We start from the raw sequence: 11,559 nt of genomic DNA, 5'->3' as shown, positions 1-11,559 counted from the left end.
GTCAGAGCAGGTCGGACAGCGCGATCCCGGCGGTCGGGCCGGTGCGGTCGCCGTCGACGTAGCGCACCTCGATCAGCCTGTCCACGAGGAGGTCCACGAGCGTCGGACGGAAGACCCAGGTCGCGCTGCCGTCGTCGTCGGCGACGATCACCGTGCGGATGCGGCCGTCGACGAGGAACTGAACTCCGGCCCCGGGTGCGCCCGCGACGGTGATGGCGACGTTCAGCTGGATGGTGCCGGGAGTCGCGTACGTGTCGGCTCCGGTGATCGTCGGGGTGCCGGCCGGCAGCGTCGGTTCGGTGGGGTCGGTGGGTTCGGTGGGTTCGGTCGGTTCGGTCGGTTCGGTCGGTTCCGTCGGCGTCGGCGTCGGCGTCGGCGTCGGTTCGGTGGGCTCTGTGGGTTCCGTCGGCTCGGTGGGTTCGGTCGGCTCGGCTGGCTCGGACGGTTCTGTCGGTTCGGTGGGTTCGGCCGGCTCGGTCGGCTCGGTCGGTTCCGCCGGCTCTGTCGGCGTCGGCTCGACGGGAACCGCGGGCGTTTCCGGCTCGCCGGGTTCTGTCGGAGCGGTCGGCTGCTCCGCGACGGCGGGCGTCGAACGCGCGACGGGCGCGGCAGCCGGTGGTGCGATCGACGTCGGAGGACTCGCGGGGTCGGGTGCGACCGGCTGGGGCGCTGGAGCGATCGGTCCGGGTGCCGCCGGTTCGGGGGCTTCGGGGAGTTCCGTGGCATCGGGCGCATCGACGGCGACGGGAGGGAGCGCGTCGTCGGCGGTCTGCGCCTGCACGGCCGACACCGGCTCGTCGGCCGCCTGTGGGAGCAGGACCGCGCCCGCGGCCACCACGCCGACGATCGCCGCCGCGGTGACGCCGAGGCCGACCATCGCGCCGATGCCGGAGAAGATCCCGGTCGCCCCGGCAGCGGCGGGCGCGCCCACTGCGCCCGCGCCGCCGATCCCCGCGCCCACGCCCCCCGAGCCGGCGCCGATACCGCCGCCGGCGGAGGTGCCGCCGGCGGTGCCTCCGACGACGGTGACGACGCCCGGCATGACCGACGACGGCATGGCCGCGAGTGCGATGACGGGCGCGGTCCCCTGCAACGAGGCGAGGTAGCCCGCTGTGCCGGCGACGCCGACGGTGAGGGGCAGCAGCACCAGGGCGAGCCGGCTGCCGACGTCCTTCGCCTCCGCGGCCACGATCGCGCAGCGTGCGCACTCGCGCAGGTGATGCTCGATCTTCGCCGAGTCACGAGGCCCGGTGTTGTTCCGTGCGTAGGCGCCGAGGCGTTCGATCGTCCACTGGCAGTCCGAGCCGTCGTCCACCGACTGCAGGTGCGCCTGGATCCACGCCTCGCGCAGCCCCGCGCGTGCGCGGAAGGTGAGCTGCGCGACGGCGGTCGCCTTCATGCCGAGGAGCGGCGCGATCTCGGCAGGCTTCATGCCCTCGATCTCGGAGTACCACAGCACCTCCTGCCAGCGCGAGGGGAGACTGCGGAACGCGCGGTGGGTCAGGCTGCGGTCGAGTGCCTCCGATGCTGCCGCATCGCTCGTCGACGGATCTTCGACCGCGTCGAGCGTGTCGAGCGCCGTCTCCTTGCGCGCCCGCCCCCAGCCCGCTGCCGTGTTGCGGATGCTCGTGAACAGGTAGGCGCGGAACGACCCGGTCGGCCCGCCGCCGCGCGCGATCGACTGGAAGATCTTCGTGTACGCCTCTTGCACGAGGTCGTCGGGGTCGGCCGACGGCGAGACGCTGCGTGCGACGACGATGCCCGACCGATAATGACGACGCCACAGTTCGCCGAATGCGCCGGTGTCGCCCGACCGGGTGCGCAGCACGAGGTCGGCGTCGCCGATCGCCGCGAGGTCGCGTTCCGGCGGGGCAGCAGGGTCGGTCACAGGTTCTCCAGGCGGTCGATGGCGGGGCACAGCACACCCTCGACCATGAGACGCGGATGGTTCGGGTTCATCACGCGACCCGCCCATTCTCGCGGGTGACGCCCAGAAACACCATCGGTCGGCATCGGGAAAGAAGATTTTCGGAAAGTCGCGTAATGAACCCGGAGGTGCCCCGTCTCATGGTCAGGAGACACCGCAAGCGGCCCGGCCGGGGGGCGAACGGGCGCTGAGGTGGGGTCTGCGACACCTCGGGGGAGGGGTCGCAGCACCCGGTCGCTCCGGGGGGTCGGGCGGCCGTCGTATCTGGGGATGCGGCGGCCGACCACCGACCGTCGTCCACGTGGGCGTCCGGCCGGGGGTTGCTCAGGCAGCGGTCGAGACGCCCTGCGTCCAGACCCGCACCACGTCGAGTGAATCGTCGAGCAGCACCGCATCCGCGGGGCCGCCGACGCGCAGCCGGCCGAGGTCGGAGCGTCCGATCGCATCGGCCGGCGTCGCGGTCAGCGCACGGACGGCCGCGGCCAGCGGCACCCCGGCCCCCACGACGTTGCGCAGCGCGGCATCCTGCGTGAGCGTCGACCCGGCGATCGCGCCGCCGTCGTGCAGTCGGGCGATGCCGCCCTCGACATCGACCGCGAGACCGCCGAGGTCGTAGCATCCGTCGCCGTTGCCCGCCGCCGCCATCGCGTCGGTGACGAGCGCGACCCGGTGGGGCGCCGCGGCGAAGACCGTCGCGACGAGATCGAGGTCGACGTGCACGCCGTCGGCCACGAGTTCGAGCACGACGCGGTCGTCGCGGAGGGCGGCGACGACCGGCCCTGGCGCGCGGTGGTGGATGCCGGGCATCGCGTTGAAGGCGTGGGTGAGGAGTGTCGCACCGGCGTCGAAGGCGCGGCGCGCCGTGTCGGCATCGGCGTCGGTGTGCCCGACCGCGACGGCGACCCCGGCAGCCGTGAAGCGCGCGATCGCCTCGAGCGCACCGGGCAGCTCGGGTGCCAGAGTCACCTGGCGGAGCGTCCCGCGCGCAGCCTCGAGCACGCGGTCGACGGATGCCGCGTCGGGCGCGCGCAGCAGCGCCTCGGTGTGGGCGCCCTTGTGTCCCGGGTCGAGGAACGGGCCCTCGAGGTGGGAGCCCACAATCGCGGGGTCGATCTCGGCGAGGTCGGCGACCAGCGCCGCGCGCGCGGCGAGATCGTCGATCGACGCCGTGACGAGGGAGATGACCGCGCGGGTCGTGCCGTGCGCGCGATGGAGCGCGCGAGCCGTGCCGATCGCGTCGGCGCCGGCATCGTAGCTCGCCCCCGCGCCGCCGTGGCCGTGGATGTCGACGAAGCCGGGGGTGAGCACGGCGCCCGTGCCGTCGATCACCTCGTCGGCATCCGTCCACCCGTCGCCGTGACCGACGGCCGCCACGCGTCCCGCGTCGAAGCGGATCCAGGCGCCGGAGACGTCTTCGCCGGGCTCGGCGCCGACCAGGCGCACCGAGTGGACGAGGATGCTCACTCGGCGGCCCACTCGATCTCTTCGGACGGGTGGAACCCGATGCCCAGGCTCGTCCACAGCGGTCCGAGCGTGCCGACGCGCGCACGGAAGGACTCCCAGGTGCGCAGATCGCTGTCACGTGTCGACGGCGACCAGGCGGCTTCGGCGGCGGCGGCGATGCGCGGGAACGCCATGAGGTCGATGTCGTCGAGGGAGCGGATCGTCTCGCTCCACATCGGCGCCTCGACGCCGAGGATGTCGTCGTCGTCGATTCCGGCGATCACGTCGGACGGCTCCCAGCTGTAGGCTCGCTCGACGCTGGTCGGGCCGTTCGCCCACGTGAGCCCCTGCTCGGGGCCGGTCGGGTACTTCATGTCGAGGTAGATCGCGTCGGCGGGCGACAGGATCAGCTGTGCGCCGTTGGCGACAAACGCTCGGGCCTTGTCGTCCATGCCGTCGGTCGGAGTGACGAAGCCCCAGAACTGGCCGATGGTGGAGTCGTCGATGCCGGTTGCCGCGCCGGCCTCGTGCCACGCGATCGGAGTCTTCCCGAGGTCGGCGACGATCGCGCTCGCGCGTTCGACGAACACCGCGAAGTCCTCGGCGGGGGTGCCGAGCGCCTCGTCGCCGCCGAGGTGGATGTAGGGCGACGGCGTCATCGCGGCGAGTTCGCCGAACACGTCGGCGAGGAAGTCGTATGTCGCCTCCTCGCCGATCTTCAGGGAGGAGAAGCCGACGGCCATGCCGTCGTACGGCACGCCGTTGACGGGCAGCTCGCCGCCGTAGTCGCGGGCGATCTCGCGGATGTGGTCGGTGATCACCGGCTCCTCGACGAGCTCGGGGTACGCGAGGCCGACCGCGTGGGTGTGGCCGGGCACGTCGATCTCGGGCACGACGATCATGTGGTGCGCCGCCGCGTACTCGACGATCTCGCGGTAGTCGGCCTTCGTGAAGAACCCGCCCGGGTCACCGCCGACCGCGCTCGCGGAAGCCTTCTCGACGAGCTCGGGGCGCGAGTCGAGGGCGAGTCGCCAGCCCTGGTCGTCGGTCAGGTGCAGGTGGAGCGCGTTGTACTTGAGACCGGCCGCACGGTCGACGTATGCCTTCACCGTGGCGACATCGTGGAAGTGGCGGGCCACATCGAGCATGACGCCGCGGTAGGCGAAGCGGGGGGCGTCGTCGATCGCGACCGCCGGAATCGCCCATCCGTCGTCGGCGCGGGTGATGAGCTGACCCAGCGTCTGCACGCCGTAGAAGAGTCCGGGGGCGTCGGTGCCGGTGACGACGACGGATGCCTCGCTCACCGCGATCGTGTACGACTCGGCCGACCCGCCGCCGCCGATGCGCAGCTCGATGCCCGTGCCTTCGGTCCCCGAGCCCGTCGCGCGGCTCGCCCCCGTGCGCGCCGAGATCAGCGCCCGGAGCGCGGAGGCGGCATCCGCGTCGCCCGAGACCACGGTGTCGGGGGTCAGGGGGAACGGCGCGCCCGTGGCGGCCTCGATCGAGACGGGGGCGGGGACGACGGCAGGAAGCGACACGGTGTCTCCATTCTGGGGTGCCGGCGTGCACGCGGCCAGCGCGCACAGCACGAGCGTGAGCGCGAGGGCCGTTCGTCGTCGGCGACCGAACATGTAAAGAGCCTTTACAAAAGGGTGAGGCCAGCCTAGTCGGGTGCGATCGCGGAGGCGAGCGGAGCGCGGCATCCGTTATGCTCTGAGGGTCGCGACTGGCGTTGAGGTGGGCCACCACCGGGGAGCGACCGACACGGCATTCGACCGCACGCCTGGGCCGATGTTCCATTCCTCCCGCGCGAGCGGGCGTCCGAATCAAGCCGTCGTCAAGGAGATCGCCATGACCGATCAGTACTTCAACGCCCCTCTCGCCGAGGTCGACCCCGAGATCGCCCAGGTGCTCGAGCGCGAGCTCGACCGCCAGCGCGGCTACCTCGAGATGATCGCATCCGAGAACTTCGTGCCGGTCTCGGTGCTGCAGTCGCAGGGCTCGGTCCTCACGAACAAGTACGCCGAGGGCTACCCGGGCCGTCGCTACTACGGCGGCTGCGAAGAGGTCGACGTCGCCGAGGAGCTCGCGATCGAGCGCGCGAAGGCGCTGTTCGGGTCGGAGTTCGCGAACGTGCAGCCCCACTCGGGCGCATCGGCCAACGCCGCGGTGCTCCACGCCATCGCCCGCCCGGGCGACACCCTGCTCGGGCTCTCGCTCGACCAGGGCGGTCACCTCACGCACGGCATGAAGATCAACTTCTCGGGCCGCCTCTACAACATCGTCGCGTACGGCGTGAACCCCGAGACGAGCGTCATCGACATGGACGAGGTGCGCCGCCTCGCCATCGAGCACCAGCCCAAGGTGATCATCGCCGGCTGGTCGGCCTACCCCCGTCAGCTCGACTTCGCCGCGTTCCGTGCGATCGCCGACGAGGTGGGCGCCCTCCTGTGGGTCGACATGGCGCACTTCGCGGGACTCGTCGCCGCGGGCAAGCACCCGAACCCGGTGCCGCACGCGCACGTCGTCTCGTCGACCGTGCACAAGACCATCGGCGGTCCCCGTTCGGGCTTCATCCTCACCAACGACGCCGACATCGCGAAGAAGATCAACTCCGCGGTCTTCCCCGGCCAGCAGGGCGGCCCGCTGATGCACGTCATCGCCGCCAAGGCCACCGCATTCAAGCTCGCCGCGACCCCCGAGTTCGCCGAGCGTCAGGACCGGGTGCTCCGCGGCGCGTCGATCATCGCCGAGCGCCTGTCGCAGCCCGACGTCACCGGCGCCGGCATCGCCGTGCGCTCGGGCGGCACCGACGTGCACCTCGTGCTCGTCGACCTGCGCGACGCCCAGATCGACGGCAAGCAGGCCGAAGACCTGCTGCACGAGATCCACATCACCGTCAACCGCAACGCGGTTCCCAACGACCCGCGTCCGCCGATGGTGACGTCGGGTCTGCGCATCGGCACGCCGGCGCTCGCGACCCGCGGCTTCGGCGACGCCGAGTTCACCGAGGTCGCCGACGTGATCGCCCTCGCGCTGCAGCCCGGCGCCGACGTCGCCGCGCTCCGCACCCGCGTCGCCGCGCTCACGGCGGCGTTCCCGCTGTACCCGGGCCTCGCCCAGTGATGAGCGCTGCGAAGCTCGACGGCCGCGCCGCGGCCGCCGACATCAAGGCCGAGCTCACCGAGCGCGTGGCGGCGCTGCGCGCCCGCGGCATCGTGCCCGGCATCGCCACCGTGCTCGTCGGCGCCGACCCGGCGTCGCAGCTGTACGTGGGCATGAAGCACCGTCAGTCCGAGGCCGTCGGCATGAACTCGATCCAGGTCGAGCTGCCGGGCGATGCGACCCAGGCCGACGTCGAGGCGGCCATCGATGCTCTCAACGCCGACCCGGCGTGCCACGGATACATCGTGCAGCTGCCGCTGCCGAAGCACATCGACACCGATGCGATCCTCGAGCGGATCGATCCGGCGAAGGATGCCGATGGGCTCCACCCGACCAACCTCGGGCGCCTGGTGCTCAACGTGAACACGCCGATCACCTCGCCGCTGCCGTGCACGCCGCGCGGCGTGATCGAGCTGCTCGTGCGCAACGGCTACGACCTGAAAGGCAAGCACGTCGTGGTCGTGGGGCGCGGCGTGACGATCGGGCGCTCGATCGGGCTGCTGCTGACGCGTCGCGAGTTCAACGCGACGGTGACGCTCACGCACACCGGCACCGTCGACCTCGGTCAGCACCTGCGTCAGGCCGACGTGATCGTCGCCGCCGCCGGCGTCAAGCACATCGTGCAGGCTGCCGACGTCAAGCCCGGTGCAGCGGTGCTCGACGTGGGAGTGACCCGGGAGGACGACCCCGAGACGGGAAAGTCCACCATCTACGGCGACGTGCACCCCGATGTCGCCGAAGTCGCCGGCTTCCTGTCGCCCAATCCCGGCGGTGTGGGCCCGATGACGGTCGCACTCCTGATGACGAACGTGGTCGAAGCCGCGGAGCGTCTCGCCCGCTGATCCTCGCCGATCGAACGGGATGCCTCGGCTCGAGGCATCCCGTTCGCCGTCTGTGCACTCGGTTCGCCGGGCCCGGGTGCGCCGCGCCCCGGGGCTACGCCGTGAACCGGGCGAGGAACGCGCGCGTGCGCGGCTCGCGCGGAGCGACGAGCACCTCGGCCGGCGGCCCCTGCTCGACGATCGTGCCTGCGTCGAGGAACACGACCCGGTCGGCGACGTCGCGGGCGAAGGCCATCTCGTGCGTGGCCATGAGGATCGTCGCGCCGTCGTCGGCGAGCCGGCGGACGAGTTCGAGCACCTCGCCGACGAGCTCGGGGTCGAGCGCCGAGGTGATCTCGTCGAGGAGCAGCACCTCGGGGTCGGTGGCGATCGCACGGACGATCGCCGCGCGCTGCTGCTGCCCGCCCGACAGTCGATCAGGATGCTGGCGGGCGAGGCCGGCGAGCCCGATGCGCTCGAGCAGGTCGAACGCGCGCGCCTCCGCCTCCCGGCGGGGCATCCGGTGCACCACGCGGGAGGCCAGCGTCACGTTGTCGAGCACCGACAGATGCGGGAACAGGTTGTAGCTCTGGAACACCGCGCCGAACCGGGCGCGCACGCGGTTGGCGTCGACGCGCGGGTCGGAGATGTCTTCGTCGTCGAGGAAGATCTGTCCGTCGTCGATCGGCTCGAGGAGGTTGAGGCAGCGCAGCAGCGTCGACTTGCCCGATCCGCTCGCGCCGATGAGGGCGACGACCTGGTGGCGGGCGAGGTCGACGTCGACGCCCCGCAGCACGGCGCGCTCCCCGAACGACTTGTGGATCCCTTCGGCCCGCAGCAGCGTGCTCATACGATCGACCCCGCCTGTTCTCGCTCGCGCAGCCGCGCGGTGTACCAGTCGGTGAGGCGGATCGTGGGGATCGCGAGCAGGATGAAAAGGATGCCCGCCACGACGTACGGGGTGAAGTTGTAGGTCTGCGCGGTCACGGTCTGCGCCGCCCGCACCGCGTCGACGGCACCGAGGATCGAGATGAGCCCGACATCCTTCTGCATCGAGACGAAGTCGTTCATGAGCGGCGGCGTCATCTTGCGGAAGGCCTGCGGCAGCACGACGCGGCGGAGCGTCTGCACGTAGCCCAGCCCGAGCGCGCGCGCCGCCAGACGCTGCGACGGATGCACCGCCTCGATGCCGGCGCGCACCACCTCGGCGACGTATGCGGAGTAGGTGAGCGTGACGCAGAGCGTCCCGAGGACGATCGGCGGGATGCGGGTGTTCAGCAGCGTCGGCAGCCCGAAGCCGAAGAGGAACAGCACGATGATGAACGGCAGCCCGCGGAAGATGTCGGTGTACGCCGCGACGATGAACCGCACGGGGAAGAACACCGGTCCGCGGAGGGTGCGCAGCACCGCGAGCAGCACGGCGACGACGCCGACGGTGATCACCGACATCCCGAGCACCTGCAGGTTGAGCAGGAACCCCTGCCACACCCGGGGGAGTGCCTGCAGGGCGATCTCGGGATCGAAGAACGTCTGCTGCACCACCGCCCACGCCGGCGTGTTGATGACTCCGACCCACACGATCACCGCGAGTGTGACCGACGAGGCGATCGCGACGAGCACGGACTGCTGCGACCGGCGGCGGCGGTAGGCGCGCCGTCCGAGCTCCAGCGCGCTGGGCTCGCGCGCGGCGGGCGCGGTCGACGGATCGGTCACGAGTCGAAAGTAGCGGAGCGGCGGGTGCGCGGTCTCACTCGAGCAGCGCGACGCCCTGGCCCGTGCCGAGCCACTCATCGGTGATCTCGGCGAGCGTGCCGTCCTCGCGGAGCTCGTCGACGGCGGCGGTGACGCGCTCGGTCAGCGGCGAGTCCTTGGCCAGGAGCAGTCCCCACTCGTCGGGGACGCCGGCGATCGGCAGCTCGCCGACGATGAACGAGTCCTCGATGTACACGCCGGTCGCGTAGTACGCGGTCGGCAGGTCGAGCACGATGGCGTCGATCTGATTCGCCTGGAGCGCCGCGACGGCATCCTCGTTCGAGTTGTAGAGCTGCGGCTCGACGTTCGGCGCGATGGCCTCTTCGATCGTGGTGGCGCTGGTCGAGCCCGCCATCGCGCCCAGCACGATGTCCTTCAGACCCGCGATGTCGTCGATGCCGTCCGCGGCCCCGCCCTCGACCGCGACGACCGCCTGGCTCGCCTGGTAGTACGGCGACGAGAAGTCGACCGCCTGCGCGCGCTCGTCGGTGATCGTGTACTGCTGGATGTTGAAGTCGAAGCTCTTGGGGCCGGGTGCGATCGCCGACTCGAAGCTCGTGCGCACCCACTCGACGTCGTCGTGGTCGAACCCGAGCTTCTCGGCCACGGCGTAGGCGACGGCGGCTTCGAAGCCCTCGCCGGAGGCCGGGTCGTCGTCGATGACGTAGGGGTAGTACGCGGTCTCGCCCGTCGCGATCGTGAGCTTGCCCGGCGTGAGGTAGCCCTCGTCGGCGTCGGGCGTCTCGCTGCCCGACGGTGCGGCTCCCGTGGCGCACCCCGTGAGCGCGAGCGCCGCGACGGCGATGCCGGCGGCGGCGAGACGGATGGAACGAAGGGAACGCGACATGGTGCCTCCAGGAGTCGGGTGCGCCGGCGGTCTCGTGCTGTCGTCGCCGCCGGGTGGTTCCATCATGACGAGGGCGCCGGGTGCGGGGGCGCCGATGGTCGCATTGTTACGCCGCCGACCGCGTGGGGCTCAGCCTTGGCCGAGCTCGTCGAGCATGCGGCGCTGCTCGTCGGTGAGGCCGTCCTGCAGCTCGCGCTTGCCGGCGGCGGCACCCGGCGAGGGCACCGCGGGTGCGGCATCCGTCGACGCGGTCGCCGCGCGACCGGTCGCCCTGTCGTAGACGGCACCGGCGTGGGCCTCGACCCTGTCGTCGATCGCGGCGTAGATCGCCCAGCCGATGAGCAGGAAGATCGGAGGCACGACCCAGCCCCAGAAGCTGCCGAAGAAGCCGCCGCCGATCGACACGCCCGACAGCGCGACGGTGGCCACCCACACGAGGAGCGCGACCGCGAAGGCGAGAAGAGCCTCCACCAGCCAGGCGCCCGCCTTGGTGCGCTCGCCCGCCGACTTCGCCGCCCACGAGCCGAACCACTTCTCGACGAGCGGCTTCACCCAGATGACGAGTGCCGTCATGACGATGCCCGCCCACAGGGCGGCCCAGCCGACCCGCGCCGACGTCAGCCAGCCGATCACCAGCAGCACGACGACGTTGAAGACGAGCAGCGAGACGAACCGGACGATCCACTTCTTCATGGGATCACTGTGCCACGTTTCGCCCGGCCGCCGAAGTGCTCGGCTCCGCGCCGTCAGGCGTCGGACGAGCGATCGGCGGCCGCACTCAGGCGATCGAGACGCGCTGCTCGAGGTCGTCGGCGGGCAGGGAGTCCACGGTCGCCGTCACCGTGAGGTCGACGAGGGTCGTGCGGCCCGACATGACGGTGAGGAAGGCCGTGTCGGCGGCATCGCGCCCTGTCGCGATCCGCACCAGCGTCGATCGCGGGGCGAGCGTCGTCGCGTCGACCACGCACCACGCGTCGTCGACCCACGCCTCGGCGACGGCGTGGAAGTCCATCGGCGCGAGCCCCGGCGCGTAGACCGCGGCGACGCGGGCCGGCACCCCGCGGCTGCGCAGCAGCGCCACGCAGAGGTGGGCGTAGTCACGGCACACGCCCTGGCGGGCGAGGAGGGTGCGCACCGCGCCGTCGGTCGGCAGCGACGACCCCGGCACGTAGACGAGGCGCGTTCCCACCCACGACGACACCGCGGTGAGCAGCTCGCGGGGATCGTCGATGCCGCCGAACTCCGCCGCTGCCGTCGCCAGCAGCATGTCGGATTCGGCGTAGCGGCTCGGGCGGGCGTAGGTGAGCAGGTCGGCCTCGTGGGCGATCGCGGTGTCGCCCGCGCCGAGCACCAGAGCGCCGTAGTCGACGACGAGTTCGCCGGGCGGGCTGGTGAGGCGGTGCAGCCGCGTGCCGTGGGCGTCGAACAGCTCGTGCTCGGCGACCGGCAGGGCGGCGCCGTCGATGGTCGCGGTGAAGTGCTCGTGGTTTGGGGCGTAGTGTCCGGCCACCGCGACGGCGAAGACGAGGTCGGCCTCCTCGGTGACGTTCAGGACGATGCGGCTCGACACGTCTCTCTGCATGTGCCCAGCGTGGCATACGCGC

At 71.7% G+C, this 11,559-nt stretch carries 10 protein-coding genes and 1 riboswitch; of the genes, 2 read left to right on the top strand and 8 right to left on the bottom strand.

What is annotated here, in order from left to right:
• Nucleotide 1: 1 nt before the first annotated feature.
• From JOD63_RS10485 to JOD63_RS10475, 3 genes are all read right to left on the bottom strand, one after another.
• Nucleotides 2-1,888 carry a sigma-70 family RNA polymerase sigma factor gene (locus JOD63_RS10485; RefSeq protein WP_052682515.1) on the bottom strand — a complete coding sequence of 629 codons (1,887 nt, stop codon included), beginning with the start codon at nt 1,886-1,888 and terminating at the stop codon, nt 2-4.
• 363 nt (nt 1,889-2,251) lie between these two features.
• The gene (locus tag JOD63_RS10480) at nt 2,252-3,391 is read right to left on the bottom strand and encodes an N-acetylglucosamine-6-phosphate deacetylase (RefSeq protein WP_045275895.1); all 1,140 of its coding nucleotides are present in this window, start codon (nt 3,389-3,391) and stop codon (nt 2,252-2,254) included.
• Nucleotides 3,388-4,908, bottom strand: a complete 1,521-nt coding sequence (locus tag JOD63_RS10475) for a beta-N-acetylhexosaminidase (protein WP_052682518.1) — start codon at nt 4,906-4,908, stop codon at nt 3,388-3,390. The genes JOD63_RS10480 and JOD63_RS10475 overlap by 4 nt, the downstream gene beginning before the upstream one ends.
• 174 nt (nt 4,909-5,082) lie before the next feature.
• A riboswitch (ZMP/ZTP riboswitch) is annotated at nt 5,083-5,166 on the top strand.
• Between the two features lie 55 nt (nt 5,167-5,221).
• On the opposite strand from JOD63_RS10475, the gene glyA reads away from it, so the two are divergent.
• Together glyA and JOD63_RS10465 are read left to right on the top strand one after the other, a co-directional pair.
• Entirely contained in the window at nt 5,222-6,496 is a 1,275-nt protein-coding gene (gene glyA / locus JOD63_RS10470; RefSeq protein WP_045275849.1) for a serine hydroxymethyltransferase, read from the top strand.
• Nucleotides 6,496-7,377: a bifunctional methylenetetrahydrofolate dehydrogenase/methenyltetrahydrofolate cyclohydrolase gene (locus JOD63_RS10465; RefSeq protein WP_045275848.1), complete on the top strand. Its 882-nt coding sequence runs from the start codon at nt 6,496-6,498 to the stop codon at nt 7,375-7,377. The genes glyA and JOD63_RS10465 overlap by 1 nt, the downstream gene beginning before the upstream one ends.
• Nucleotides 7,378-7,471: 94 nt before the next feature.
• Here the strand turns inward: JOD63_RS10465 and JOD63_RS10460 are convergent, their stop codons facing one another.
• The 5 genes from JOD63_RS10460 to JOD63_RS10440 form a co-directional block, all read right to left on the bottom strand.
• The gene (locus tag JOD63_RS10460; protein ID WP_045275847.1) at nt 7,472-8,206 is read right to left on the bottom strand and encodes an amino acid ABC transporter ATP-binding protein; all 735 of its coding nucleotides are present in this window, start codon (nt 8,204-8,206) and stop codon (nt 7,472-7,474) included.
• On the bottom strand, nt 8,203-9,069 hold the full coding sequence (locus JOD63_RS10455) for an amino acid ABC transporter permease (RefSeq protein WP_045275846.1): 867 nt from the start codon (nt 9,067-9,069) through the stop codon (nt 8,203-8,205). The genes JOD63_RS10460 and JOD63_RS10455 overlap by 4 nt, the downstream gene beginning before the upstream one ends.
• Before the next feature lie 34 nt (nt 9,070-9,103).
• Nucleotides 9,104-9,955 (bottom strand): ABC transporter substrate-binding protein, encoded by an 852-nt coding sequence (locus JOD63_RS10450; RefSeq protein ID WP_045275845.1) that lies wholly within the window; start codon nt 9,953-9,955, stop codon nt 9,104-9,106.
• Nucleotides 9,956-10,084: 129 nt separating this feature from the next.
• Complete coding sequence (locus JOD63_RS10445) at nt 10,085-10,648, bottom strand: hypothetical protein (protein WP_045275844.1); 564 nt, start codon at nt 10,646-10,648, stop codon at nt 10,085-10,087.
• 85 nt (nt 10,649-10,733) lie between these two features.
• Nucleotides 10,734-11,537 (bottom strand): transglutaminase-like domain-containing protein, encoded by an 804-nt coding sequence (locus tag JOD63_RS10440; RefSeq protein WP_045275843.1) that lies wholly within the window; start codon nt 11,535-11,537, stop codon nt 10,734-10,736.
• Nucleotides 11,538-11,559: the final 22 nt, after the last annotated feature.

Source organism: Microbacterium terrae, from assembly GCF_017831975.1.
Taxonomy (GTDB): domain Bacteria; phylum Actinomycetota; class Actinomycetes; order Actinomycetales; family Microbacteriaceae; genus Microbacterium; species Microbacterium terrae.
This window is presented reverse-complemented; position numbering and strand designations above follow the sequence as displayed.

Bases quoted from the DNA above. Each gene is read 5' to 3' on its own strand.
- JOD63_RS10445 (WP_045275844.1), bottom strand. From the start codon at position 10,648: ATGAAGAAGTGGATCGTCCGGTTCGTCTCGCTGCTCGTCTTCAACGTC.
- glyA (WP_045275849.1), top strand. From the start codon at position 5,222: ATGACCGATCAGTACTTCAACGCCCCTCTCGCCGAGGTCGACCCCGAG.
- JOD63_RS10460 (WP_045275847.1), bottom strand. From the start codon at position 8,206: ATGAGCACGCTGCTGCGGGCCGAAGGGATCCACAAGTCGTTCGGGGAG.
- JOD63_RS10440 (WP_045275843.1), bottom strand. From the start codon at position 11,537: ATGCAGAGAGACGTGTCGAGCCGCATCGTCCTGAACGTCACCGAGGAG.
- JOD63_RS10465 (WP_045275848.1), top strand. From the start codon at position 6,496: ATGAGCGCTGCGAAGCTCGACGGCCGCGCCGCGGCCGCCGACATCAAG.
- JOD63_RS10450 (WP_045275845.1), bottom strand. From the start codon at position 9,955: ATGTCGCGTTCCCTTCGTTCCATCCGTCTCGCCGCCGCCGGCATCGCC.